The sequence below is a fragment of the Pseudomonas sp. S49 genome, assembly GCF_009866785.1.
GTDB lineage: Bacteria > Pseudomonadota > Gammaproteobacteria > Pseudomonadales > Pseudomonadaceae > Aquipseudomonas.
On record NZ_CP019432.1, the window covers coordinates 1449798 to 1475764 of the forward strand.

Consider the following 25967-nt stretch of genomic DNA (forward strand, 5'->3'; position numbering starts at 1 on the left):
ACTAACTCACAGGCGCCGTACGACAGCTTTGCGTCAACAAACGTACGCAAGGTGCACGCGATTCAAGGATTTGCGGGTGGCAAGGAGGCGGGGCACATGGCCAGAGTGATTCTGGAGATCGATACGCAGCTGTATCGAATGTTGAAGGCATCAGCCGAGACCAATCATCTCAGTCTCGAAGAAGAGTGCTGCCGGCGGTTGGCGGGCGGCGAGCGCCGTTCGCACTATTTACAGGCCTTGCTGGCCGAACTGCGCGCCGAGGATGAACAGCGGCGCGCCAATTCTCGATGATTACTTCTTCTTCGCCGGCCCGGCTTTCGGGCAATCCGATTCCTGGTAGCTGGCGGAGCCGATCGCTTTGTTGGTTTTCACTTCCGTGAAGTCGTAACGCATGATCGCGCCCTTGGCCATCAGCTTGCGAAACGACGGGTTGTTGCACACCGAAGCGCCCAACTGGAAATACACGGCTTTAGGATCAGCGCGCATCTTGTCGGCGTGGCTCTTCTGCACGCTCAGGTGGTTGATCAACTGCGTGCCTTCAACGGTGAAGCCCTGATCAAGAATGTCTTCACTGATGGCGCGTGGCGTGCCGACGCTGCTCTGGGCGGCGACGTTGCGCAGCTCGCGGTTCAGATTCTGCTCACTCAGGGAGGCAGCCTGAGCGGTGAAGGACGACGCCAGCAGAATGGCAGCGGTGGGAACGATAAGGCGCAGCATGAAACTCTCCTGGTTCAGTGACTGGTGGTTCGACCAGCCACGTGACTGTGCGTTCAGTGGCGGCGAATTATAGGGGAGCCGGTCGGGAGGGTACAGGCTTGTGCCCGTCGCTCTGGTAAACTGCCGGCCTTTATTGCCCTGCCGAGTGTTGTTCGTGTCGAGTTTTCCTGCTTTTCGGCGTTATCCGCGATGAATCATGCCCCCAACGCCGTCGCTCGTCTGCGTGACCAGCGTGAAGATGAAGGCATCAAGCCGATTCAGGCCCGTGGCTTTCGCTCTGAGCGTTGCCGCGACTGCCGGGTGATCATCAGCCATTGCTTGTGCGCGTGGCGGCCGAGCGTCGAAACGCGTTCGGGCGTGTGTCTGATCATGACCGGCAAGGAAGTGTTCAAACCGAGCAACACCGGTTGGCTGATTGCCGATGTCGTGCGCGATAACCATGCGTTTATCTGGTCGCGCACCGAGCCCGATCCGCAGATGCTGGCGCTGCTCAACGATCCGCAGTGGCAGCCATACCTGGTGTTTCCCGGCGAATACGTCGAGCCATCGCGCGTGACCAACACCGTCGCGATCGATAGCAGCAAACGTCCGCTGTTCATTTTGCTCGATGCGACCTGGACCGAAGCGCGGAAGATTTTCCGCAAGAGCCCGTATTTCGATCGTTTGCCGATCTTGAGTCTGCTGCCCGACAAACTTTCGCGCTACCGCTTGCGTCGTTCGACCCGCAGCGAGCACTTGTGCACTGCCGAAGTCGCCGCGTTGTGTCTGGAACTGGCCGGTGACAGCGACGCCGCCTCTGCGCTGGACGCCTATTTCGACGTGTTCAGCCAGCATTACCTCGGCGCCAAACAGCAGGTCGACATGAATGAGTCCACTCCTGCTCACGCCGAGTTGCTGCCCTATATACGAAAGCCGCAGCCGGAGTTGGCCCAATAGTGGCCCATACTGTGCACAACGGCGGCCGTGCTGCTTGACCACCCAGTCTGCGCTGGGCATGCTTGGCGCCGATTGGGGTGCGGCCAAGGTTTGAAACGCCGTGTTTGCTGTTGATTGGCGTTGAACGTGCCCCTGTGGATATCGCTGCCAAGCGGTATCTTGAGTTGCTTTGGCCAGACCGGAATGCACCGCGTCTGCCATCAAAAACAGGATCATTTGAAAAATGGCCACATACGACATCCTGATTGCCGATGATCACCCCCTGTTTCGTAGCGCCCTGCATCAAGCGGTGACGCTGGGCCTGGGCCCGGATGTGCGGTTGGTGGAAGTGGCGAGCATCGCCGAACTGGAAACCCGCCTGACCGAAAAAGCTGACTGGGATCTGGTCCTGCTGGACCTGAATATGCCCGGCGCTTTCGGATTTTCCGGATTGGTCATGCTACGCGGACAGTATCCGCAGATTCCGGTGGTGATGGTCTCGGCGCAGGAAGAAGCTTCGGTGATGGTCAAATCCCGTGAGTTCGGCGCCAGTGGCTTCATTCCCAAGTCCAGCGACCTCAGCGTGATTCAGCAAGCCGTGCGCAAAGTGCTCGACGGCGATGTGTTCTGGCCACCGCAGGCGTTCGAAGCGGTGAGCGTTTCCGACGAAGCCAAAGCCGCCAGCGATGGCCTCGCCAGCCTGACGCCGCAGCAGTTCCGCGTGTTGACCATGGTCTGCGAAGGCCTGCTGAACAAGCAGATTGCCTATGAGTTGAGCGTGTCGGAAGCGACCATCAAGGCCCACGTCACGGCGATCTTTCGCAAGCTGAATGTGCGCACTCGTACGCAAGCGGCTTTACTGTTGCAACAACTTGAGTCAATTCCGAGCCAATAATGGCTGGCGTCTTCACGCTTTTTTGACTTTTGTTGATCTAGTTTTCCCACTCCTTTTTGGTTGGTTTCTACTTTATGTCACCTTTCAAGGGCCAGACCGGCCTGAAACGCATCCTCAACGCTTCCGGCTACTCGCTGGACGGTCTGCGCGCAGCCTTCACCGGTGAGGCGGCATTCCGTCAACTGGTGCTGCTTAATGTCGTGCTGGTTCCGCTGACGTTCTTCCTCAATGTCAGCCGTGTCGAGCAGGCTTTGCTGATTGCCGTGTGCCTGTTGGCGCTGATCGTCGAGCTGTTGAACTCGGCGGTAGAAGCGGCCATCGACCGCATCTCGCTGGAACTGCACCCGCTGTCGAAGAACGCCAAGGACATGGGCAGCGCCGCGCAATTCGTGGCACTGAGCATGATCGCGCTGGTGTGGGCGGTGATTCTGCTTTAAGCGATTGTCGGCAAGACGATCTCGTCGCTGCGCTGCACCCCGGCGGTGAAAGCGCGGCACAGATCGAGAAATTCGCGCATGGCGGAAGTCTGGTACTTCTGCTTGTGCCAGATGAAGTAGAACTGCCGGGCCAGATCCAGATCCGGCGTTTCCACCGGCACCAGACTGCCGCGGCGGAACGCATCGCGCAGCGCCAGCCGTGAGATGCAGCCAATCCCCAGGCCCGATTCCACCGCGCGTTTGATCGCTTCGGTGTGTTCCAGCTCCAGTCGGATATTCAGCGCACTGCGATGGTGACGCATGGCCTGATCGAAGGTCAGGCGTGTGCCGGAACCCTGTTCGCGCAGAATCCACGCTTCATGAGTCAACTCTTCCATGCTCGCGCTGCCGCGTTGCGCCAGTGGATGCTGCGGCGCGCAGAACACCACCAGCTCATCCTCGACCCAGCTCTGCACTTCGATGTCCGGGTGGCTGCAATCGCCTTCAATTAGACCCAGATCAATTTCGTAATGGGCGACTTGTTGCACGATATTGGCAGTGTTCTGTACATGCAGCTTCACCTGACTTTCCGGGTGGCGCTGCATGAAACTGCCGATCAGCAGGGTCGCCAGGTAGTTGCCGATGGTCAGCGTCGCGCCGACTGACAGCGAGCCGAAACCGGATTTGCCGTTGAGCAGGTCTTCGATTTCCTTGGCCTGATCGAGCAGGGCCACCGCCTGCGGCAACAGCTGTTTGCCGAGGGCGTTGAGGCTCAGGCGTTTGCCGGCGCGATCGAACAGCTGGCAGCTGGATTGGCGCTCGAGCTCGGTGATCGAGGTGCTGGCGGCCGACTGCGAGAGGTTGAGCAGACCCGCAGCACGGGATACGCTTTCCTGCTGGGCGACGGCGACGAAGACTTGAAGTTGACGGAGAGTAAATCGCATATCGATATAACCGATAACCCTTATCTTAATAATCCAGTTAACAGATATTGTCGTCGCTATTAGAATGCGATGCAATTGCGCACCGTCGCCTTCAAAAGCCAGCGCAGACCCAATCTCCAGGAGTCAAACGTACATGAGCAACATGAACCACGAGCGTGTCCTCAGTGTTCATCACTGGAACGACACTCTGTTCAGCTTCAAGTGCACCCGCGATCCGGGCCTGCGCTTCGAGAACGGTCAGTTCGTGATGATCGGCCTGCAACAGCCAAACGGCCGCCCGCTTATGCGCGCTTACTCGATCGCCAGCCCGAACTGGGAAGAGCATCTGGAGTTCTTCAGCATCAAGGTGCAGGACGGCCCGCTGACCTCGCAGTTGCAGCATTTGAAGGAAGGCGACGAGATCATCATCTCGAAGAAGCCTACCGGCACCCTGGTTCTGGATGACCTGAACCCAGGCAAGCACTTGTACCTGCTGAGCACCGGCACTGGCCTGGCGCCGTTCATGAGCGTGATTCAGGACCCGGAAACCTACGAGCGCTTTGAAAAAGTGATCCTGGTTCACGGCGTACGCTACGTCAACGAAGTCGCCTACCGCGAATTCATCACCGAGCACCTGCCGCAGAACGAGTTCTTCGGCGAAGCGCTGCGTGACAAGCTGATCTACTACCCGACCGTGACCCGCGAGCCTTTCGAGAATCAGGGCCGCCTGACCGACCTGATGCGCAGCGGCAAGCTGTTCAGCGACATCGGCCTGCCACCGATCAACCCGCAGGACGACCGCGCGATGATCTGCGGCAGCCCGAGCATGCTCGACGAGACCAGCGAAGTGCTCGACAGCTTCGGCCTGAAGATCTCGGCGCGGATGCGCGAGCCGGGTGATTACCTGATCGAGCGTGCGTTCGTCGAGAAGTAAGCGTTTGGCCGGTGACGCGGAGCGTCACTGGATGCATTCCCACGCGGAGCGTGGGAACGATCAGCCCGCGTTGCCTGTTAAGGCAGCGCGGGCTTTTTCGTTTCCGGGGGTTACGCTTCGGCAGGGATGACTTCGAGAACGCGGATCTGCTCAGGCGTCGGGTAATGCCAGCGTACGTCCAGATCCCAGAACTGCGCGCCGTACTCGCGTTCCGGCACCGGGGTTTGATACGCCGGACGCGGATCCTGGGCCAGACACTGTTCAATCAACGCCACCAACGGTTCATCAAGACGCTGAGCGTGTGCGTGCGCCTGTTGCAGCGCGGAATCCGTCCACTGCACGTCAATCAGCTGTGGCGCAGCGCTGGCGATGCTGTTGGCAGCCTCGGGAATGATGTCGGCGTAAGGCACGTAGGGTTTGATGTCGAGAATCGGCGTGCCGTCGAGCAAGTCGATGCCGGAGATGAACAGGCGATTGGCTTCGACTTTGTCCAGTTTCACCACGGACTGGCCGATGCCATTAGGACGGTGTGTGGCGCGGGTGGCGAACACGCCCATGGACTTGTTGCCGCCCAAGCGGGGCGGACGGACTTTCAGTCGCGGTTTATCTTCCAGCGCTTGATGAAACAGGAACAGCAGCCAGACATGGCTGACCTGCTCCAGGCCTTGCACCGCGTCACCCTGATCGAACGGCGCCACCAGTTCCAGCACACCTCGGGCGGCTGGGGCCAGTTGCGGTTGGCGCGGGATGGCGAATTTCTCCTTGAAGCAGGAGCGCACGAAGCCGATGGGGGAGACGCTGTAAGTCATGGTTTGCATTCGAAGCGGGGCAGGGGTGGGCATGATAACCCGACAGGCCTAAAGTCTGGTGTTAGCAGGGCAGGCCTCTTCGCGAGCAGGCTCGCTCCCACAGTGGATCTATGTCGTGCACAAAACCCTGTGGGAGCGAGCCTGCTCGCGAAGGCCGCACCGCCAATCTCAGAGGCTGAACCCACCATCCAGCGGAATAATATTCCCCGTCATATAAGCCCCAGCCGTACTCGCCAGACTGATCGCCAGCGCCGCCATCTCCTCTTCACGCCCCCAACGCTTCATCGGAATCAGCGCCGTGTCTTCAGCCAATGCCTGCTGATCGCTGCCAATATGCTGAGTCATCTTGCTCGGAAAACGCCCCGGCGCGATCACGTTGACGTTGATGTGCTGGCTCACCAGCTCCCGCGCGAGAATCCGCGACAACTGATGCAGGGCCGCCTTGCTTGGCCCGTAGGCATACGCCTGCTCGCCAAACGAAGAAATCCCCGCCACCGAACCGATATTGATAATCCGCGCCGGATTCGCCGCAGAGCCGGCCTTGCGCAACAACGGCAGAAACTGCTGGATGCAGGTGAACACCGACGTTACGTTGAGCTGCATGACCTTTTCCCAGCCCTTGACCGGATAACTCTCCAACGGCGCGCCCCAAGTGGTGCCGGCATTGTTCACCAGAATATCCAGATGCGTGATCTGTTCGCCCAAGCGCGCCGCCAGTTCCTGCACGCCTTCTTCAGTCGCCAGATTCGCCGCCACGCCGTGGCACTTGCCCAAGGCGCTGAGTTCTTCAGCCGTTTGATGGCAGGCTTCGGCATCGCGCGAGCAGACATAGACACGCGCGCCAGCCTCGACAAAGGCCTTGGCGATCATTTTGCCGATACCACGGGTGCCGCCAGTCACCAGAGCGGTGCGGCCTTGCAGGGAGAAATACGGGTGCATGGCGAGTCCTGAGGATTAGGGATCAGTACACCCTAGTCGTCAGCAGCACAAAGCGGAGCCATTATTTCTGGAGGGAATGAGCAGTCATGCGTTGCGGCGGCGACCATCAGTCGCCACCGCAGAAGGGGATCAGGCCGGGCGAACGCGCAGGGTCAGACCCTTGAGGAAGTTGCGCAGCAACTGGTCGCCGCACGGGCGGTAGTTGGTGTGGCCGACCTTGCGGAACAGCGCGCTCAGCTCAGGCTTGGACACCGGGAACTCGGCGGCCTTGAGGATTGCGTGCATGTCGTCTTCTTTCAGTTCGAAGGCTACGCGCAGCTTTTTCAGGATGTTGTTGTTGGTCACCGGCACTTCGATCGGCTGCGGCGGACGGCTTTCGTCCTTGCCACGCTTGAAGATCACCAGACCGTCGAGGAAGTGCGCGATGACTTCGTCCGGGCAGCGCACGAAACCTTCTTCGTCTTCTTCCTTCTTGTCGAGCCAGGTCACTACGTCGGCGAGCGCTACGTCCATGCCACCGAGTTTGATGATCTCGACAACCTTCTTGTCGCTGATGTCGAGCATGTAGCGCACGCTGCGCAATACGTCGTTATGAATCATGTGAGTAATCCTGATAAGCGTTGTGGGCAGCACGCGGGCGCGCTGCCGGAATGTGTGGCGGCAGTGGAAGTCTTAGAACTTCTCTTTGCCGGACAGGTAGCGCCATTGGCCGACCGGGACTTTGCCGATCGAGACGCCGCCGATGCGGATGCGGCGGATGCCGATGACCTTCAGGCCGACCGCTTCGCAGAACTGGGCGATGATCCCCGGCTGCGGATTTTTCATGGCGAAGCGCAGACGGTTTTCGTTCTGCCAGCTGGCCTTGACCGGCGGCAGCTCCTTGCCCTTGTGGGTGAGGCCATGCTGCAAACGGTTGAGGCCGTGGGCGACCATGTCTCCTTCGACTTCAACCACGTATTCCTGCTCGATCTTCGCGGCGTCAGCGGTGAGCTTGCGCAGGATTTTCCAGTCCTGAGTGAACACCAGCAGACCGCTGGCCTTGGGCTGCAGATCGGCACTGGCGGTCAGGCGCAGGAAGTGCCCGCGCAGAGGGCGTTTGCTGAAGCGGTGTTCTTCGCTGAGGGTTTCGGCGCTCAGCGATTGCATGGCGGTTTCAACGTCCATGCCGGCAGGGGCGTTGAGCAGGATGGTCACCGGCTCCGGCGCGGTGGCCTTGGCGTCCTTGTCGAGCTCGACCTTCTGCTCGCCGACCTTGAATTGCGGCTCGTCAATCACTTCGCCGTCCACGGTGACCCAGCCGCCCTCGATGAACAGCTCGGCCTCCCGGCGGGAGCAACCGACCAGTTCGATGAGGCGTTTGGAGAGGCGAATCGGGTCAGTCATGACAGGGCCGTAACAAAAAAGGGGTGGGCATTGTACCTGTGTGGCGCCGGTTAAGCCCGGTTCCATTTACAGGCTGTTCGCAATTCCCTGTGGGAGCCAGCCTGCTGGCGATTGCATCACCGCGGTGTATCTGACTGACCGCGTCGCCTGCATCGCTAGCAGGCTAGCTCCCACAGTTGTTTTGGATTGTGTCAACCGTTACTGGAGCGCTGCTGGTTCTGGCGCAAACGCATATGCAACAACGGATACGGCTGGCCCATGCCATCGACCTCCGAGCGGCCGATTACCTCGAAACCCTGCTTGAAGTAGAACCCCAGCGCCTGCGGGTTCTGTTCGTTGACGTCCAGCTCATCGGCATTCAGATGCTGCATGGCATAGTTGAGCAGTTTCTTGCCCAAGCCCTGACCGCGATGATCGGGATCGATGAACAGCATCTCGATCTTGCCCGCCGCGACTCCGGCAAACCCGGTGATGCGCTGGTCGGCGTCCTTGGTGCAAACCAGCATCACCGCATCGAGATAACGCGTGAGCACCAGATTGCGCAGCAGCTCGATATAGCTGTCCGGCAGAAAGTCATGGGTGGCGCGGACCGAGGCCTCCCAGACCCGGGTCAGTTCCTGATAATCGCTGAGTTTCGGCGTGTGGATGACCGAATGGTGACGCATGCCTGTCTGCCTCTTGTCCGTTTCAAGGGAGTCCGTCCCCCGCTAAACGATAGCCGTAAAAAAGCCCCGCATCTTGTAAAAAGAGTGGGGCTTTTTGTATTTGTTGCGGTGTCTGGCTGGCTATTTCTGTCGCCAGCAAGATCTCTCCCCCTCACCCCAACCCTCTCCCCCAAGGGGGCGAGGGGGAAGGGCGCAGATCTTCGTGCTGTTCAAAACCTGAGTTCGACTCGAACGTTCAGGTCGCCGCAATTCTGAAGAACACCTCGATCAGTTCCTTCTCCCCCAAGGGGGGAAGGGCGCAGATCTTCGTGCTGTTCAAAACCTGAGTTCGACCGGATGGCTCAGGTCGGTGCAGCACGCGAGAACACATAGATCAGTCCCCGCGCCCTCCGGGAGAGGGAGAGGGCGAGGGGGAAGGGAGCTTATCTTCGTGCTGTTCAAAACCTGAGTTCGACTCGAACGTTCAGGTCGGTGCAGCTCGCAAGAACACCTCAATCAGTCCCCTCTCCCTCTGGGAGAGGGCTAGGGTGAGGGGCTTTTGATCTTCAGGTCAGATCTGCTCAGCCCACAGGTCATATTCGTCAGCGTCAGTAACCTTGCACCAGACCTTGTCACCCGGCTTCAGATTGCTGCCGTTATCAATAAACACGTTGCCATCGATTTCCGGGGCATCGAAGAAGCAGCGGCCGACCGCGCCTTGCTCGTCGACTTCGTCCACCAGCACTTCGATTTCACGGCCGATACGCATTTGCAGGCGCGCCGAGCTGATCGCTTGCTGGTGCGCCATGAAGCGATCCCAACGATCCTGCTTGACGTCGTCCGGTACGATCTCCAGATCCAGATCATTCGCCGGGGCGCCATCCACCGGCGAGTACTGGAAGCAACCGACGCGGTCGAGCTGGGCTTCGGTCAGCCAGTTCAGCAGGTACTGGAAGTCTTCTTCGGTTTCGCCCGGGAAGCCGACGATGAAGGTCGAACGGATGATCAGGTCCGGGCAGATTTCGCGCCAGTTCTTGATGCGCGCCAGGGTCTTGTCTTCGAAGGCCGGGCGTTTCATCGACTTCAATACTTTCGGGCTGGCGTGCTGGAACGGGATGTCCAGGTACGGCAGGATCTTGCCGGCGGCCATCAGCGGGATCAGCTCGTCAACGTGCGGGTACGGGTAAACGTAGTGCAGACGCACCCAGACGCCGAGGGTGCTCAGGGCTTCGCAGAGTTCGGTCATGCGGGTTTTCACCGGCGCGCCGTTCCAGAAACCGGTGCGGTATTTCACGTCAACGCCGTAGGCGCTGGTGTCTTGCGAGATCACCAACAGCTCTTTGACGCCGGATTTGACCAGACGCTGAGCTTCGTCGAGCACATCACCCACCGGACGGCTGACCAGTTTGCCGCGCATCGACGGGATGATGCAGAAGCTGCAGCTGTGGTTGCAGCCTTCGGAAATCTTCAGGTACGCGTAGTGGCGCGGGGTCAGCTTGATGCCTTGCGGCGGCACCAGGTCGATCAACGGGTTGTGATCCTGACGCGGCGGTACGACTTCGTGCACGGCGTTGACCACTTGTTCGTATTGCTGCGGACCGGTCACGGCCAGCACGCTCGGGTGCACGTTGCGGATGTTGCCTTCTTCCACGCCCATGCAACCGGTGACGATGACCTTGCCGTTTTCCTTGATCGCTTCGCCGATCACTTCCAGCGACTCAGCCTTGGCCGAATCGATGAAACCGCAGGTGTTGACGACTACAACGTCGGCGTCCTGATAGGTGGACACCACGTCATAGCCTTCCATGCGCAGCTGGGTCAGGATGCGCTCGGAGTCGACCAGTGCTTTCGGGCAACCCAGAGATACAAAGCCAACCTTTGGATTGGCCGGCGCAGGAGTGGTGGACATGTCTAACCTCGGTATTTTGTGACATCGCTTTCTTGGTGCGAAAGCCGACGGACGGGCGCTTAGGGCGCGCCTCTGATCAAAAAGTGCGCAATTCTAGCGGCGGGCAACGCACTTGACCAGCTTTATGCAGGGAAATACGACGAGTGCTGCGCTATGCTTCGCGCCGTTGAGCTTTACCAATTTTTTACAGTCAACAAAACGTCTGTAACAACAGGTAAAACAGCGCATGCTGCACCACAAAGCATAGTGCTTCATTCAAGAAGCCGGTTCTGAGAAGTAGGAGTGTTGGATGGGTCAGGCAAGTAGTCATGCGGCAGGCGCCGAGGGTTCGGCCTCCAAGCCGCTGAGCATGCTGGTCGCGGCGGTCGGGGTGGTTTACGGCGACATCGGCACGAGCCCGTTGTACACCCTCAAAGAAGTGTTTTCCGGCGCTTACGGCGTATCGGTCAATCACGATGGCGTGCTGGGCATTCTGTCGTTGATCTTCTGGTCGCTGATCTGGGTCGTGTCGATCAAATACATGATGTTCGTGCTGCGCGCCGACAACCAGGGCGAGGGCGGCATCATGGCGCTCACCGCACTGGCGCGACGGGCGGCAGGGCATCGCAAGAAATTGCGCTCGTTGTTGGTGGTTTGCGGGCTGATCGGCGCGGCGCTGTTTTATGGCGACAGCATGATCACCCCGGCGATTTCCGTACTGTCGGCGATTGAAGGTCTGGGGCTGGCATTCGATGGCATCGACCATTGGGTGGTGCCGTTGTCGCTGGTGGTACTGGTGGCGCTGTTTCTGATTCAGAAACACGGTACGGCGCGGATTGGCATTCTGTTCGGGCCGATCATGGTCACCTGGTTCCTCGTCCTCGGCGCCCTCGGTGTATATGGCATCAGTCACGCGCCAGAAGTGCTGCATGCGATGAACCCGATCTGGGCGGTGAATTTCTTCGTGGTTCATCCGGGCATGGGCGTAGCGATCCTCGGCGCCGTGGTGCTGGCGCTGACCGGTGCCGAAGCGCTGTACGCCGACATGGGCCACTTCGGCCGCAAGCCGATTGCCCGCGCCTGGTTCATCTTGGTGTTGCCGGCGCTGGTGCTCAACTACTTCGGTCAGGGCGCCTTGCTGCTGGAAAACCCGGAAGCAGCGCGTAACCCGTTCTATCTGCTGGCACCGAGCTGGGCGCTGATTCCACTGGTCGGTCTGTCGACCCTGGCCACGGTGATTGCCTCGCAAGCGGTTATTTCCGGTGCATTTTCTCTGACCCGTCAGGCGATTCAGCTCGGTTACATCCCGCGCATGTACATCCAGCACACTTCCAGCGACGAGCAGGGCCAGATCTATATCGGCGCGGTGAACTGGGCGCTGATGGTCGGCGTGGTCCTGTTGGTGCTGGGCTTCGAATCCTCCGGCGCACTGGCCTCGGCTTACGGCGTGGCAGTGACTGGCACCATGCTGATGACCACCATTCTGGTGTCGGCAGTGATGCTGCTGCTGTGGAAATGGCCGCCGATCCTCGCGGTGCCGGTGCTGATCGGCTTCCTGCTGGTGGACGGTCTGTACTTCGCCGCCAACGTGCCGAAGATTGTGCAGGGCGGTGCTTTCCCGGTCATTGCCGGTATCGCGCTGTTCGTGCTGATGACCACTTGGAAACGAGGTAAGCAGTTGCTCGTCGATCGCCTCGACGAAGGAGCGCTGCCGCTGCCGATCTTCATCAGCAGCATTCGCGTGCAACCGCCGCATCGTGTGCAGGGCACTGCTGTGTTCCTCACCGCGCGCTCCGACGCCGTGCCGCATGCGCTGTTGCACAACCTGCTGCATAACCAGGTACTGCACGAGCAAGTGGTGTTGCTGACGGTGGTCTACGAAGACATCCCGCGCGTACCGCCATCGCGGCGCTTCGAGGTCGAAGCGCACGGGGAGGGTTTCTTCCGGGTGATCCTGCACTTCGGCTTCACCGACGAGCCGGACGTGCCGCAAGCGCTGAAGCTGTGTCATCTGGATGATCTGGACTTCAGCCCGATGCGCACGACCTACTTCCTCAGCCGCGAAACGGTGATTGCCTCGAAACTTGAGGGGATGGCGCGTTGGCGTGAGGCGTTGTTTGCGTTCATGTTGAAGAATGCCAATGGGAATTTGCGGTTCTTTAATTTGCCGTTGAACCGGGTGATTGAACTCGGCACGCAGGTAGAAATGTAAGCCTGGCCTCAAGCGAAAAGCCCCCGTCAGCCTTGTGGCTGGCGGGGGCTTTTTTGTGCATGCACATAAACCTCAAACCCACGCAAATCCCCTGTGGGAGCTAGCCTGCTAGCGATGGCTGAGTGTCAGACAGCACATCTTTACCAGATCCACCGCAATCGCTAGCAGGCTAGCTCCCACAGGGTTAAGTGGTGCGTTCAGGCAGATCGATTTCAGATTCAGTCTTCGTCCGCGCAGGTCGTGGCATCAACGCCTGAATCACATCATCAATCAAGGCTTTGCCCATCACCGTCAGGTAATGCGCGGCCCAGGCATGGCGATCGGTGTCTCTGATGAAGGCAGCGTCTTCTGCGAAGGATTTGGCGAGGGATAGCAGGTCGGAGGATTGGGACAAGGCATCGATGATCGGGATGCCGGAGCGGACGTTGAAATACGCTTGATCCGAGTTGTAGAGGAAGGGGGTGAAGCCGATGGTTGTAGTGTCTGAAGGCGTACCTGTTTTACTCATTGTTTTGCTCCTTAACGCGGGGAGCTGCTCCATTTCGTTACCACGCGAAAGGGTGGCAGCTGTACGCAGGGTGGTAAACCGGGAGCAAAGAAACCGGCAGACCCGAAGGTCTCCCACGCACAGCCGCCATTACACTGAATTACAGGCATCAAAATGCCTATTGTCGTGATGGGGCGCTGTTGCGCTTTGCATAGCCGGGTTACCACACCCGATCGCTGAATGGGTCAGCGACGTCCGGAGAGTATCCCGTCGAAAAACAGCGCAATAGAGCGGCACAGCGCCCGAACACGAGTTTCGGAGTTTGCCTACAAGGTCTGTGGGCGTCATCTGATATTGCGAGACTGGAAGTAAACGATACTAAACGTCTGACACGAACTGGCGTGTGCAAATGAGCGAGGCATGTATGACGGCATCATCGGAACAAGAAAAGCATGATGATCTCGAGAACCTTCGAATTGAAGCCGAAGCGATGGAACGATTGATCAACCTCGATCCGGCTCAAGTGATCAGCCATGACGATATGCGGGCAAGATACGCTTGCCAGGACTAACGATTATTTGAGTCCAGGGCAATTCCCCTGTGGGAGCGAGCCTGCTCGCGAAGGCATAGTGTCAGTCGACGAATCTGTAAACTGACCCACCGCTTCGCGAGCAGGCTCGCTCCCACAGGGGATTTTGGTGGCTGCTGGAATGTAAAAGCCCCCGCAACCGTGAAGTTGCGGGGGCTTTTTATGGGCGTGGCTCAGATCACTCTTCGGCGACCGAGTCCTTGCTCTGACGCTTCTCGATCAAGTCCACCAGACGCTTGGCCAGCGCCGGGTAGTTCTCATCGAAGTGGTGGCCGCCAGGCAGTTTCACTGCTTCGCCAACGGCAGTCTTGTCCGTGCAGCCACTTTCATCCGTCTCTTCTTCACCATAGATGCACACAACCTTGGCCGGTGGCAGCTTGGCCATTTCCGGGCCGGTGGCGGCTTCTTTGCCGGCGTTACCCAGCCAGCCTTCGACTTCGATTTCGAAGCTGCCGGTGCGGGCGAAGGCGAGCAGGATGATTGCGTCGACGCGTTGCTGCTCGGTTTCCGGCAAGCGGTTGTAGATCGCCGGCAGGACGTCAGCACCGAACGAGTAACCGGTGAGGATGAAGCGCTTGGTGCCCCATTTCTGCCGGTAGTGCTGCATCAGTTCGGTCAGATCCAGTGCGCTTTGCTCCGGGCTCTTGTGCTGCCAGTAGTAGCGCAGGGTGTCGATGCCGACCACCGGGTAGCCTATCTTGGCCATTTCACCGGCCACGTCGCGGTCGAGGTCGCGCCAGCCACCGTCACCGGAGAGGAACAGGGTCACGGTGTCTTTGGCTTGGCCGGCCGGCACTTCAACCACCGGGATCGCCAGACCGCCGTTGGCCTTGTCGCCGCCAACGAGGATTTTACGCAGTTCGTTGTTCAGCACTTGCGGCAGGTTGATGTCGTAGTCGCTGATGCTGGTTTCGGCGTTCGGTTGGTCGCGTACGAAACCTGCGCTGGCGTCGTCCGGGTTATCGTTCCACGCCACCAGCCAGTGGCCGTGGGCGGCGGATTTTGGCAGCAGGTGAGTGCAGCCGGGTTTTTCCAGCGCCAGGTCCACGGAAATCGCTTGGGCCTTGTCGTCCTTTTGCTCGGACAACCAACGCCAGGCCAGTACCGCGCCGGGGCCGATACCGCTGACCAGCGTAGCCGGGCCGTTCAGTTCGCGCAGACCGGTTTGCAGGGCGCGGCTTTGCAGCAGGCAGTCCTTGGGCAGAATCACCTGAACGATCTGCGCCGAGGCGCTGCGGCTCAGGGTGGTCAGTTGTTTTTCAGAGAGTTTCTGGTCGTCGTTGACCGCAACCAGCACTTGAGCCTTTGGCTTGGTGCCAGGGATGACGCGGGTCATGGCGGCGCCATCGGCCGGGTTGAGCTGTTCGACGGTCGGTTCCGGTGCCGGGCGTTTGAGGTACCAGAAACCGCCGCCGGCAATCACGGCCAGCACGATCAGTGCAGCCAGGATGTACTTCAGGGAGCGTTGAATCATCAGCGTTTCACCAATCCAGTCAAGCCGCCCGCGATCAGGGCAGCAGTGTCGGCCAGCGCCACCAGCGGATCGAGTCCGGCGGGCACGGCCATATAACGGGGTTCCCAGTCAGGCTGGAACTTGTCTTTGAAGCGGCGCAAGCCTTGGAAGTTGTACAGCTGCTCACCACGGCGGAAAACCATCGAGCCCAGACGCTGGGTCAGCGGTGCACCACGGCGGGGTTGCAACCCCGACAACGGCACCATGCCCAGGCTGAAGCGCGCGTATCCGTGACTCTTATAGTGTTGAATCAGGCCGACCATCATGAATTCCATGGTCAGCTTCGGCGCATCCGGGTGCGCGCGCATCAGGTCGAGACTGGCCAGGTCATGGCTATAAGTTTCGAGCAGGTTGGCGAACGCCACCGGGCGACCTTCGAAGCGAATCACCGCGATGCGGAAATGCTTCAGGTAATCGTCGCTGAAACGGCCGAGGGAGAAACCTTTCTCACGCACGTTCTTGCCGGTCAGCCACGCATCGGAAATCACTTTCAGCTCATCCATCGGCGCCTGACCCGGCTCGTGGATCTCCAGCGACAAACCATCGCGGGTGCCTCGGTTCCAGGTGTAACGCAGATCCTTCATCTCTTTGCCCTTGGCTTCCAGGTCAAAGCGCAGCAGATCGACCCGGGCTTCTTCGCCGAGTTTGATCGCGGTCAGGCCGATGTCCATGTAGTACGGCAGGTTCTCCGCGCGCACCTGGTAGAACACCGGGCGAGCGTGGTGAATGTCACAGAGGTCGCGGAACTGCCAGATCATCTCGGCGCGTTGCTGGCCGGGGCCGATCGGGTCGTACAGCGCCACCAGACTGCGGCCACGGCGCGCGTACATCAGGAACGCTTCGTCGTTCTGGTGAAACAGCAGCGCCTTGTCACCAGTCAGCGCGAGGCCACCGTCGGGTTGCGACGACGCCATCAGGATCTTCGCTGCACGATCGAGTTCGTCAGGCGTCGGCAGGTGAATGACCGGGCGCGCGGTGCGCAGCAGCCAGGTCAACGCGATCACCAGCAGCAGGACGGCGGCGCCGAGCAGCGAACGCAGGCCACGTGGCGCGTCAGCGTCGAGGGTGAACTGCCACCACAGTTGATGGCTGTACGGCACGTCCTGATAAGCGAACAGCAGCAGCCATGTCGAAGCGCCGAGCACACAGAGGCTGGCCACTAGGTACAGCGGCGAGAACGGCAGTTCGGTCAGGCGACTCGGGCGATAGAACGAGCGACGGAACACGCCGAGCAGCGCTGCCGTCAGGGTCATCAGTGTCGCCTCTTCCCAGTCAAAACCTTTGAGCAGCGAGAGCAGGGCGCCAACCAGCAGCAGAATGGTGGTGAGCATCCATGCCGCCGACAGGCGACGACGCAGGCCCTGGGCGAGCATCAGGCAGAGCACGCCGATCAGGCTGGCGCCGAAGTGCGAGGCGTCGACCAGGCGATGCGGGATCAGAAAGCCGATGTGCTCCAGACGTGTGTCGATCTCGGGAGTAGCGCCGGAAAACAGCAGCACCACACCGGACAGGAACACCAGCACCGCCAGAATCGGCGCGGCCAGACCAGACGCGGCGCGCATGGTTTGGGTCTGAAACAGGCGCTGACCTTCGTTGATCAGCAGGAATACGCAGGCCACCAGCAGCGGCAACACCACGTAGATCAGGCGATACAGCAGCAGCGCCGCGGCCAGTGGTGCGGCACCGAGCTTGTCGGCGAAAGCGGCCAGCAGAATCGCTTCGAACACACCCACGCCGCCCGGCACATGGCTGAGTACACCGGCAGCCAGTGCCAGCAGATACACCAGCAGGAACGCGCCGAACGGTGGCGCTTCTGGCAGCAACAGATATAGAACAGTGGCAGCCGCCGCAACGTCGAGGGCGGTAATGATCAGTTGCAGGAAGGTCAGGCGACGCCCCGGCAAGCGCAGCGTGCGGCGGCCAACCCTGACCAGCAGGTTGTCGCGCAACGGTTGTTCCGGCAGGCGCCGACGGTAGATGCCGATAGCCAATACTGCGCCAAGCGCCAGCACGACAGCGGCGATGGTGCCGAGCAGTCCTTCGGACAATCCCAGCGCCTGCGAGGCAGCAGGCAGGTCGCTCAGCGTTGCCAGTGCGGCCAGCGGCGGCAAGGCGCAGCCCAGCGACAAACTGGCGAACAAGGTCATGTGCGCGACTTCCGACGCGCCCAGGCCCAGTCGTGCATATAAACGGTAGCGCACCGAACCGCCGGACAGCAGCGACAGACCGATCGCATTGCCAATCGCAAACGCGGTGAAGCCGCCCAGCGCCAATGTGCGCGGCGGCAAGGTCACGCCGGCATAGCGGCTGGCCGACCATTCGTAGCCCAGTAGAATGATGAAGCCGACCACAGTCGCAGCAAACGCACCGAGCAGGGCGGGTTTCGGCACGTCGAGAATCGAGTCGTGCAGCGCATCGAGATCAAGCTCGGCAAGCAGATGACGACAGGCAATCAGCGCAATGGCGAACAGCAGCAAAGTCACCGCCAGACCAATCGGTTGTCGGTATTTGCTCAACCGATCCAGCAAGCGCAGACGCTCGGGTTTGATCGGATGTTCCGCTGTGACGGTGTCTTGTGGATCAGACGAGTTGGCGCGCATCAATCACCTCTTGGATTGTGCGCGACAGGATGGAGGTATCCAGCCAAGTTACCAATCCCTGTAGAAAAAAATAATCACAAAATACTACGCCTCTCACCGGGTATCGGCGAGGGCAGTTCCTGGATTGCAGAGGCCTTGCCTGCGACTCAAGCATAGTCGCAAGTGAGTACTTCTGAAGATCCCAAGCGGTTCACTGCACAGTGACAGATCATTGTTGCGAAAGGACTTTTTCAACAGATACAAAAAAGGCCACTCTTTCGAGTAGCCTTTTTTGATGTTTGGTTGCGGGAGCCGGATTTGAACCGACGACCTTCGGGTTATGAGCCCGACGAGCTACCAGACTGCTCCATCCCGCGTCTGTGTGGCGGCATTCTACAGGCGAACGGCGAGGTGTCAACCGCTAATCCCGTAAAGGGTCAAATAAGTGTGCAATCGCGTCAAACGGTCGCAGGTAGCGCGTTAAGTTTCGGAAATGCAACGAATTCCTGTTTGGCGATCGCTTTCTCTATAAGAAGAGTAAATCGACAAAACAGACGCGCACAAAAAAGGCCACTCTTTCGAGTAGCCTTTTTTGATGTTTGGTTGCGGGAGCCGGATTTGAACCGACGACCTTCGGGTTATGAGCCCGACGAGCTACCAGACTGCTCCATCCCGCGTCTGTGTGTCGGCATTCTACAGAGGAACGCTGGGGTGTCAACCTTCAATCTGGATAAAATCTGTTGAGGTTCAATCGGTTAGCGCTTTTTCTCGGGCGTTTTTCCGTGCGCAGGGCAGGCGGGGCAAGGCTTTCAGCTCTATTGGAGGCCGTTTGTCGATTGAGAAAATAAATTCAAAGGCCTTTTCCCACGCGCGGAAAAGAACATTCTTACCACTGGTGCTATATACAGGTGTCAGTGAGATACTGCCCATCCGGCTCGCCACGTTTCCTTTTCTGACATGACTCAGCGAAAAATCATCCACATCGACTGCGATTGTTTTTACGCCGCCATCGAAATGCGCGATGACCCGCGTCTGGCCGGCAAGCCGTTGGCAGTGGGCGGTTCGGCGGATCGGCGCGGGGTGATCGCCACCTGCAACTATGAAGCGCGCGCGTATGGTGTGCGTTCGGCGATGGCCTCGGGGCATGCACTGAAGTTGTGTCCGGACCTGACCATCGTCAAGCCGCGAATGGATGCCTATCGCGAAGCCTCGAAAGAAATTCACACGATCTTTGCCGATTACACCGACCTGATCGAGCCGCTGTCGCTGGATGAGGCCTATCTGGATGTCTCCGACAGCGCGCATTTTGGCGGCAGCGCTACACGCATTGCCCAGGACATCCGTCGCCGGGTTTCCAATCAGTTGCACATCACCGTTTCCGCTGGCGTGGCACCGAACAAGTTTCTAGCGAAGATCGCCAGTGACTGGAAAAAACCCAACGGGCTATTCGTGATTACGCCGGATCAGGTCGAAGACTTTGTCAGCGATTTGCCGGTCAGCAAACTGCATGGCGTCGGCAAGGTCACCGCCGACAAACTGGGCAGGCTCGGCATCGTCGACTGCCTGCAATTGCGCGAGTGGGACAAGCTGGCGCTGGTACGCGAATTCGGCAGTTTTGGCGAGCGACTGTGGAGTCTGGCCCGTGGGATCGATGACCGGTTAGTGCACAACGACAGTCGGCGTCAGTCGATCAGCGTGGAAAATACCTACGACGTCGATCTGCCGGACCTGCGCAGCTGTCTCGACAAACTGCCGGAGCTGCTGGAAACCCTGAAAACCCGTATGGCGCGGATCGACAGCAGTTATCGGCCGGGCAAGCCGTTCGTCAAAGTGAAGTTTCATGACTTTACCCAGACGACACTGGAGCAGGCCGGGGCAGGGCGGGATCTGGGCAGTTATCAGTTGATGCTGACGCAGGCGTTCAATCGCGGCGGGAAACCGGTGCGGTTGTTGGGGGTTGGGGTGAGGCTGGAGGATTTGCGCGGCGGGTTTGAGCAGATGGAGTTATTTGAGCGGTAGATTTGCGGTGTCTGTCGGGGCCTCTTCGCGAGCAGGCTCGCTCCCACATTTGGAATGTATTCCACCCTGTGGGAGCGAGCCTGCTCGCGAAGCTTTTAGCTGTCAGTTCGGCCCTGGATCCGCCACCAGACGCCCGGCATCCTTGGTCAGCGACTTGAGAAACTCAGTCTGCAACTCAGGATCGTTGCGCGTCAGTTCGATCAGGCTTTGTTCCAGTTCGCTGGCTTCTTCTTCCAGACCCAGTTCCGACAGACGTTTGACCCGGTGCACCCACTGGCTCACTTCGTCGTCTTCAAGGTCGTCATAAATCAGCCCGTGCGCTTCCAGCAACTTGCCACGCAGATGACTGCTGATCATCAGCGAAGAGTCCGAGTGCACGTCATCCTTGGCGTCTTCGACACTGATCTGCAATTTGCCGACATGATTGAGATCATTTTCGGCAAACGGGCTGTCGAGCAGGTTCAGACGCAGCACACCGTTACGATCGGTGGTCATGTCGAAGGTCTGCTTGCCAGCCTTGACCTGCACCGGGCGCTCGCTCCACGGCAGGCTCGAATACTCCGTGCGCTTGTCACGCTGGATTTCATCGATACCGGCGAGGTTCTGTTGCGCACGACCGTTGGACTGCACGTTCATGAACGGGTTGAGCCCGGCAAAACCGTAGCTCAGCCAGTCCTTGGTGACGCTGTCCGGCAGGTTGCCGAGAGCAAACACATTGACCACATTGGCGCCTACGCCGCCGACCACGGCTACCGCCCCCAGCGGGATCTCGTAAACCTCCCGCCAAGGCTGGTAAGGCGTGTAGCGATCGTAGCGACGCGTCACTTCGAACTCGGTGACTTCAAAAGTCTTCTGTTCGTTGATCTTCACGCGTCGTTGCGGCAGCTCAAGCTCCTTAGGCTCACCGACATCAATCTGCAGGCTATGGTCGAGCAACTTTCGCTCGACCCGCTCTTCGTGCTCGCTGCGTTGTGACATGTGATTGGCACAGCCGCTGACCAGCAGGGCGCCGCACAGGGCGGTGCCTCCGAGGCCTAAGGTGTTTCGCTTGAACATGACGTCTCTATCTGGTTTCAGCGGCGGATACGGGCCTGAAGGAAGGACAATACGTCAGCCACCGGCAATGCTTGCGCCTCGCCTTGGGTACGACTCTTGTATTCCAGGTTGCCTTCGGCGAGGCCGCGGTCGCTGACCACGATCCGGTGTGGAATGCCGATCAGTTCCATGTCCGCGAATTTGATGCCCGGGCTGGTTTTCTTGTCGCGATCGTCCAGCAGCACTTCGAAGCCGGCGGCCGTCAGTTCGGCGTACAGCTTGTCGGTGGCTTCACGCACCTGCTCGGTTTCATAGCGCAGCGGTACCAGAGCAATCTGGAATGGCGCCAGGGTGTCGCTCCAGATGATGCCGTTTTCGTCGTTGTTCTGCTCGATGGCAGCAGCCACCACGCGGGATACGCCGATGCCGTAGCAACCCATTTCCAGGGTAACCGGCTTGCCGTTCTCGCCCAGCACTTCGCACTTCATCGCCTTGCTGTACTTGTTGCCCAGCTGGAAGATGTGCCCGACTTCGATGCCGCGTTTGATTTCCAGGGTGCCTTTGCCGTCCGGGCTTGGGTCGCCGGCGACTACGTTACGCAGGTCAGCCACGGTTGGAACCGGCAGATCGCGCTCCCAGTTCACGCCGAAGTAGTGCTTGTCGTCGATGTTCGCGCCGATGCCGAAGTCGCTCATCAGCTCGACCGAGCGGTCGATGATGATCGGCAGCGGCAGATTCAGCGGGCCGAGCGATCCGGCGCCGGCGCCAATGGCGTCACGCAGTTCGGCGTCGGTGGCCATGACCAGCGGGCTGGCCACGCCAGGTTGCTGGGCAGCCTTGATTTCGTTGAGTTCGTGGTCGCCACGGATGACCAGCGCGATCAGCTTGCCTTCTTCTTCGGCGCGTACGATCAGGGTCTTGATGGTCTTTTCAATCGGTAGATTGAATTTTTCCACCAGCGCCGCGATGGTTTTGGTGTCTGGTGTATCGACCAGGCGCAGCTCTTCGGTCGCGGCAGCGCGCGAGGTTTCGCGTGGCACGGCTTCGGCTTTTTCGATGTTCGCTGCGTAGTCGGAACCGTTGCTGAAGACGATGTCGTCTTCGCCAGACTCGGCCAGTACGTGGAATTCGTGCGAACCGGCGCCACCGATCGAACCGTTGTCGGCTTCAACCGGACGGAATTTCAGGCCAAGACGGCTGAACACGTTGCAGTAGGCCTGGTGCATGCGGTCGTAGGTGACCTGCAGCGAGGCTTGATCAGCGTGGAACGAGTACGCGTCCTTCATGATGAATTCGCGACCGCGCATCAAACCGAAGCGTGGGCGGATTTCGTCACGGAATTTGGTCTGGATCTGGTACAGGTTGATTGGCAGCTGTTTGTAGCTGCTCAACTCGTTGCGCATCAGATCGGTGATCACTTCTTCGTGGGTCGGGCCCGCGCAGAAGTCGCGACCGTGGCGGTCTTTGATGCGCAGCAGCTCAGGGCCGTATTCTTCCCAGCGCCCCGATTCCTGCCACAGCTCGGCCGGTTGGGTGCTCGGCATCAACACTTCCAGAGAGCCGGCGGCGTTCATCTCTTCGCGAACGATGGCTTCAACCTTGCGCATGACTCGCAGGCCCATGGGCAGCCAGGTGTACAGGCCCGAGGCGAGTTTGCGGATCATGCCGGCGCGCAGCATCAGCTGGTGGCTGATCACGACCGCGTCGGAAGGCGTTTCTTTCTGTGTGGCGAGCAAAAATTGACTGGTGCGCATGGTTGGCCGTTGTCGGTTGCTATGACTGGAAATGACTCCGCAGTGTACCGGCGAGTTTTGCCGACGTACAGGCGTGAGGTCAGTGGGGAGGCACGACGGCGGGATTCCTCCCGCCGTTGCCGAAACGTCTTACGATTCTTCTGTGACCGGCGTCGGCACAGGCTCGGGCGTTGGCGTCGGGCCTTCGCGGCGGCTTTCCTGGAACCAGTGCAGGGCGATCAGTACCAGTGTCGGCACGCCGAGCAGGGCAGTGATCAGGAAGAAACTGTGGTAACCGAACTTCTCGACCAGAACCCCGGAGTAGCCGCCCATCAGGCGCGGCAACAGCAGCATGATCGAGCTGAGCAGGGCGTATTGGGTGGCGGAGAACTTCAGGTTGGTCAGGCTCGACAGATAGGCAACGAACGCCGACGTCGCCAGGCCCGAGCTGAAGTTGTCGAGGGAAATGGTCACCACCAGCATCTGCAGATTCGGGCCCATGTCGGCGAGCATGACGAACAGCAGGTTGGTGGCCGCCGAGGCCGCGCCGCCGATGAACAGAATCGGCAGGATGCCGAAACGCACGATCAGCAGGCCGCCCATGCCGGCGCCAACCAGCGTCATGATCAGGCCGAAGATCTTGCTGACACTGGCGATCTGATCCTTGGTGAAACCCTGGTCGATATAGAACACGTTGGCCATGACGCCCATCACCGTGTCCGACATGCGATAGGTAGCAATCAGGCCGAGCAACAGCAGTGCCTGCCAGCGGTAACGCAGAATGAAATCGTTGACCGGCGTCAGCACCGGCGCCAGGCCGCGACGGCCCATGGTCGACAGGCACAGGCCAGTCAGCAGCGTATAGAGAATGGCGCGCAGGAAGGCGCGGTCTTCGAGCAGCAGGTCGAGCGGGCTCATGTCGCCGAACAGCACACCGGCGAAATCGGTGTTGTACAGCTGAGTGAACATCGCCGGCACCGAGACCAGCAAAACAATCAGCACAAACACCGACATCAACTGATGCATGAAGGTGTAACGCCCGGCCTGCAACTGCGTGCGTAGTGGCACTGGCGGTTCGCGCATGAATAGCGTGGTCAGCAGCGCGGGCACCATCAATGCACCGAACAGTGCGTAAGTGCCGGCCCAGGCCGAATGTTGATAGTTGAAGCCCGTGGAGCCGAAGCCCTCAGCGAAGAACAGCGCACCGGCAGTCGCCAGCAGTGCTGCCACGCGATAACCGGACATATAACTGGCGGCAAGGGCGGCCTGGCGGTTGTCCTCGGCGATTTCCAGGCGATAGGCATCCACCGCAATATCTTGAGTGGCGGAGGCAAAGGCGACGACAACGGCGATCGCGATCAGCCAGGACAGATGTTTCTGTGGATCACAGAAACCCATGCCGATCAGCCCGAGGATGACCAGCACCTGTGAGAGCACCAGCCACGAGCGGCGACGGCCAAGCTTGCCCAGCAACGGCAGGCGCCATTGGTCGAGCAGGGGTGACCAGACCCATTTGAACGCATAGGCCAGACCGATCAGGCTGGCATAGCCGATGGTTTCACGGGCCACACCGGCCTCACGAAGCCAGACGGAAAGCGTTGAAAACACCAGCATGTACGGCAGGCCGGCGGCGAAACCGAGCAACAACAGCACGAGCGTCGAAGGACTGGCATAAGCGGCTAGCGCGGCGCGCCAGGTTTTACGGGGCATGGGCTGGAGTCTGCCTCAAGATTGCGAAAACAAAGCGCGCACTCTAACCGCTGTGCTCTACCGGACGCCAGCCATGGCGCTGAATATCCACACGATTGTTCAGGACGGTGATGCCTTCCATGCGCAATCGGGCCCGTTGTTCATCGCCCGAAGGGCTGCCCACCGGCAGGCTGATCCGACCGCCGGCGCCGAGCACGCGGTGCCAGGGCAGCCTGGTATCGCCGGGCAACTGGCTCAAGGTGCGGCCGACCCAGCGGGCGGCGCGCCCCAACCCGGCAAGTTCAGCTAACTGACCATAGCTGACGACTTTGCCCTCGGGCACTTGGGCGAGCGTGGAATAGAGCGCCGTGCGTCGGATTTGCGCTTCACTGTCACGATCGTGGGGCTGCTCTGTCACGTGCGCGGCTCCTGAACATGGGCGGATTGATGCTTCAAGGGTAATCCGTCGCGGCGCAGTTGAGAAATGAACTCAATGGAAATCGTCCGGTCAGTCCTTGTCAGGGTCTTATTCCTACGGATAATGCCGACCTTTTCGCAAACTGAGCCCTAGATTCGCTTATGTTTTCCAGATCCTTGCTGTGCCTTGCTGTATTCAGCGCGTCCACGCCCCTGCTTGCCGACACCGTCTGGTTGAAGAACGGTGACAAGTTGAGCGGCACTATCACCGTGTTCGATGGCGGCAAGCTGTTGATCCAGACCAAATATGCCGGTGCGGTCACGATTGACTGGAAAGAGGTCAAGACCCTGGACAGCGATCAGCACCTGCTGGTCAAGCAGGATGCCTACACCGGGGAAGTGTCCAAGTCGCTGATGGCTGCCGAAGATGGCAAGGTCACTCTGGCCAACGGAGAGGCGCCGAAAACCGTCGAACTGGCGAGCATTCAGCAGATTCTCAAACCCAAACCGGTGGTCGAGGATCTGGTGTGGAAGGGCAATGTCGACCTGGCGCTGGACTATCAGCGCGCCGAGAAGGACACCGATGACTACGATGTCGGCTTCAAGACCTCAGCGCGTCATGGTCGCTGGCGTCATACCGCCGAAGGTGAATACAACCGCGAAGTGCAGGACGACGAAACCACCACCAACAACTGGCGCGCCGAATATGCACTCGACCGCTTCCTGACGGATCAATGGTTCTGGCAGGGCCGCCTGAACTACAAGCGTGATCACATCGAAGAGCTGGCGCGTCAGCGCGTGGTCGGTACCGGTCCTGGCTACCAGTTCTGGGATGACGAGCTGGGCGCGTTCTCGCTGGGCTCGCTGCTCAACCGTACCGATTACGAGTATCGCGATGGCAGCAAGGACAACTTCTATTCCGTCGCGATGAAGTGGGATTACAACCGTTACCTGATTGGCAAGAAGGTCGAATTCTTCACCAACGGTGAAGTGGGCAAGCCGCTGTCGGGTGTTGCCGATTACGCGCTGGATGCCGAGATGGGCTTGCGCTACAAGGTCACCGATTGGGCCTCGCTCAATCTCAAGGCTGAGCGTGACATCATCAGCGGCACCAACGATGCGGATCTGAACAAGACCCGTTATACCGCTGGGTTTGGCGTGGCCTGGTAAACCCTTCATAAAAAACGCAGCCTTCGGGCTGCGTTTTTTTGTGCCTGTACAAAACAGACGC

The 25967-nt window shown here is 59.6% G+C and carries 24 protein-coding genes and 2 tRNA genes; 9 read left to right on the forward strand and 17 right to left on the reverse strand.

Annotated elements, in window-relative coordinates; translation table 11 throughout:
* The first annotated feature begins 96 nt into the window (after window positions 1-96).
* The gene (locus tag PspS49_RS06330; protein ID WP_034154934.1) at window positions 97-291 is read left to right on the forward strand and encodes a hypothetical protein; all 195 of its coding nucleotides are present in this window, start codon (window positions 97-99) and stop codon (window positions 289-291) included.
* Here PspS49_RS06330 and PspS49_RS06335 read toward each other — a convergent pair whose 3' ends face one another.
* Window positions 292-717: a PA3611 family quorum-sensing-regulated virulence factor gene (locus tag PspS49_RS06335; RefSeq protein ID WP_008077172.1), complete on the reverse strand. Its 426-nt coding sequence runs from the start codon at window positions 715-717 to the stop codon at window positions 292-294.
* Window positions 718-906: 189 nt separating this feature from the next.
* Between PspS49_RS06335 and PspS49_RS06340 the strand changes: the two genes are divergently transcribed.
* The 3 genes from PspS49_RS06340 (at window position 907) to PspS49_RS06350 (ending at window position 2964) form a co-directional block, all read left to right on the forward strand.
* Entirely contained in the window at window positions 907-1653 is a 747-nt protein-coding gene (locus tag PspS49_RS06340) for a tRNA-uridine aminocarboxypropyltransferase (protein ID WP_160038550.1), read from the forward strand.
* A 223-nt stretch (window positions 1654-1876) separates the two neighbouring features.
* Window positions 1877-2527 carry a response regulator transcription factor ErdR gene (gene erdR, locus PspS49_RS06345; protein WP_160038552.1) on the forward strand — a complete coding sequence of 217 codons (651 nt, stop codon included), beginning with the start codon at window positions 1877-1879 and terminating at the stop codon, window positions 2525-2527.
* Window positions 2528-2601: 74 nt separating this feature from the next.
* Window positions 2602-2964: a diacylglycerol kinase gene (locus PspS49_RS06350; protein WP_042557932.1), complete on the forward strand. Its 363-nt coding sequence runs from the start codon at window positions 2602-2604 to the stop codon at window positions 2962-2964.
* Here PspS49_RS06350 and PspS49_RS06355 read toward each other — a convergent pair.
* On the reverse strand, window positions 2961-3887 hold the full coding sequence (locus tag PspS49_RS06355; RefSeq protein WP_160038554.1) for a LysR family transcriptional regulator: 927 nt from the start codon (window positions 3885-3887) through the stop codon (window positions 2961-2963). The genes PspS49_RS06350 and PspS49_RS06355 overlap by 4 nt on opposite strands.
* Window positions 3888-4020: 133 nt before the next feature.
* Between PspS49_RS06355 and fpr the strand changes: the two genes are divergently transcribed.
* The gene (gene fpr, locus PspS49_RS06360; protein WP_007908723.1) at window positions 4021-4800 is read left to right on the forward strand and encodes a ferredoxin-NADP reductase; all 780 of its coding nucleotides are present in this window, start codon (window positions 4021-4023) and stop codon (window positions 4798-4800) included.
* 110 nt (window positions 4801-4910) lie between these two features.
* Here fpr and tsaA read toward each other — a convergent pair whose 3' ends face one another.
* The 6 genes from tsaA to rimO all read right to left on the reverse strand — a co-directional run bounded on the left by tsaA (window position 4911) and on the right by rimO (window position 10484).
* Entirely contained in the window at window positions 4911-5609 is a 699-nt protein-coding gene (gene tsaA, locus PspS49_RS06365) for a tRNA (N6-threonylcarbamoyladenosine(37)-N6)-methyltransferase TrmO (RefSeq protein ID WP_174245045.1), read from the reverse strand.
* 168 nt (window positions 5610-5777) lie between these two features.
* Entirely contained in the window at window positions 5778-6548 is a 771-nt protein-coding gene (locus PspS49_RS06370; RefSeq protein WP_127926074.1) for an SDR family oxidoreductase, read from the reverse strand.
* 129 nt (window positions 6549-6677) lie between these two features.
* Window positions 6678-7148, reverse strand: a complete 471-nt coding sequence (locus tag PspS49_RS06375; protein WP_160038556.1) for a DUF1456 family protein — start codon at window positions 7146-7148, stop codon at window positions 6678-6680.
* 72 nt (window positions 7149-7220) lie between these two features.
* On the reverse strand, window positions 7221-7931 hold the full coding sequence (locus PspS49_RS06380; protein ID WP_150774142.1) for an rRNA pseudouridine synthase: 711 nt from the start codon (window positions 7929-7931) through the stop codon (window positions 7221-7223).
* A gap of 191 nt (window positions 7932-8122) precedes the next feature.
* On the reverse strand, window positions 8123-8596 hold the full coding sequence (locus tag PspS49_RS06385; RefSeq protein ID WP_150774143.1) for a GNAT family N-acetyltransferase: 474 nt from the start codon (window positions 8594-8596) through the stop codon (window positions 8123-8125).
* 550 nt (window positions 8597-9146) lie between these two features.
* Window positions 9147-10484: a 30S ribosomal protein S12 methylthiotransferase RimO gene (rimO, locus tag PspS49_RS06390; RefSeq protein ID WP_095188906.1), complete on the reverse strand. Its 1338-nt coding sequence runs from the start codon at window positions 10482-10484 to the stop codon at window positions 9147-9149.
* Between the two features lie 289 nt (window positions 10485-10773).
* Between rimO and PspS49_RS06395 the strand changes: the two genes are divergently transcribed.
* Window positions 10774-12675: a potassium transporter Kup gene (locus PspS49_RS06395; protein WP_095112451.1), complete on the forward strand. Its 1902-nt coding sequence runs from the start codon at window positions 10774-10776 to the stop codon at window positions 12673-12675.
* 184 nt (window positions 12676-12859) lie between these two features.
* Here the strand turns inward: PspS49_RS06395 and PspS49_RS06400 are convergent, their stop codons facing one another.
* Window positions 12860-13183, reverse strand: a complete 324-nt coding sequence (locus PspS49_RS06400; protein WP_160038558.1) for a DUF3077 domain-containing protein — start codon at window positions 13181-13183, stop codon at window positions 12860-12862.
* A gap of 403 nt (window positions 13184-13586) precedes the next feature.
* Here PspS49_RS06400 and PspS49_RS29640 point away from each other — a divergent pair, with 403 nt between their 5' ends.
* Window positions 13587-13733, forward strand: coding sequence for a hypothetical protein (locus tag PspS49_RS29640; protein ID WP_174245029.1), 147 nt, complete (start codon window positions 13587-13589; stop codon window positions 13731-13733).
* A 196-nt stretch (window positions 13734-13929) separates the two neighbouring features.
* On the opposite strand, the gene PspS49_RS06405 is transcribed toward PspS49_RS29640, so the two are convergent.
* The 4 genes from PspS49_RS06405 to PspS49_RS06420 form a co-directional block, all read right to left on the reverse strand.
* Window positions 13930-15225 (reverse strand): AcvB/VirJ family lysyl-phosphatidylglycerol hydrolase, encoded by a 1296-nt coding sequence (locus PspS49_RS06405; RefSeq protein WP_160038560.1) that lies wholly within the window; start codon window positions 15223-15225, stop codon window positions 13930-13932.
* On the reverse strand, window positions 15225-17864 hold the full coding sequence (gene mprF / locus PspS49_RS06410; RefSeq protein WP_160038562.1) for a bifunctional lysylphosphatidylglycerol flippase/synthetase MprF: 2640 nt from the start codon (window positions 17862-17864) through the stop codon (window positions 15225-15227). Before mprF ends, PspS49_RS06405 begins: the two co-directional genes overlap by 1 nt.
* A gap of 279 nt (window positions 17865-18143) precedes the next feature.
* A tRNA-Met gene (locus PspS49_RS06415) sits at window positions 18144-18220 on the reverse strand.
* 223 nt (window positions 18221-18443) lie between these two features.
* Window positions 18444-18520, reverse strand: a tRNA-Met gene (locus PspS49_RS06420).
* 280 nt (window positions 18521-18800) lie between these two features.
* On the opposite strand from PspS49_RS06420, the gene dinB reads away from it, so the two are divergent.
* Window positions 18801-19862 carry a DNA polymerase IV gene (gene dinB / locus PspS49_RS06425; protein ID WP_150749402.1) on the forward strand — a complete coding sequence of 354 codons (1062 nt, stop codon included), beginning with the start codon at window positions 18801-18803 and terminating at the stop codon, window positions 19860-19862.
* A gap of 102 nt (window positions 19863-19964) precedes the next feature.
* On the opposite strand, the gene PspS49_RS06430 is transcribed toward dinB, so the two are convergent.
* The 4 genes from PspS49_RS06430 to PspS49_RS06445 all read right to left on the reverse strand — a co-directional run bounded on the left by PspS49_RS06430 (window position 19965) and on the right by PspS49_RS06445 (window position 24737).
* Window positions 19965-20918, reverse strand: a complete 954-nt coding sequence (locus tag PspS49_RS06430; RefSeq protein WP_160038564.1) for a hypothetical protein — start codon at window positions 20916-20918, stop codon at window positions 19965-19967.
* A 17-nt stretch (window positions 20919-20935) separates the two neighbouring features.
* On the reverse strand, window positions 20936-22651 hold the full coding sequence (locus PspS49_RS06435) for a proline--tRNA ligase (protein ID WP_150749400.1): 1716 nt from the start codon (window positions 22649-22651) through the stop codon (window positions 20936-20938).
* A gap of 129 nt (window positions 22652-22780) precedes the next feature.
* Window positions 22781-24340 (reverse strand): AmpG family muropeptide MFS transporter, encoded by a 1560-nt coding sequence (locus PspS49_RS06440; protein ID WP_150651372.1) that lies wholly within the window; start codon window positions 24338-24340, stop codon window positions 22781-22783.
* Between the two features lie 43 nt (window positions 24341-24383).
* Entirely contained in the window at window positions 24384-24737 is a 354-nt protein-coding gene (locus tag PspS49_RS06445; RefSeq protein ID WP_122608732.1) for an MGMT family protein, read from the reverse strand.
* A 161-nt stretch (window positions 24738-24898) separates the two neighbouring features.
* Between PspS49_RS06445 and PspS49_RS06450 the strand changes: the two genes are divergently transcribed.
* Window positions 24899-25906: a DUF481 domain-containing protein gene (locus tag PspS49_RS06450; RefSeq protein WP_160038566.1), complete on the forward strand. Its 1008-nt coding sequence runs from the start codon at window positions 24899-24901 to the stop codon at window positions 25904-25906.
* Window positions 25907-25967: the final 61 nt, after the last annotated feature.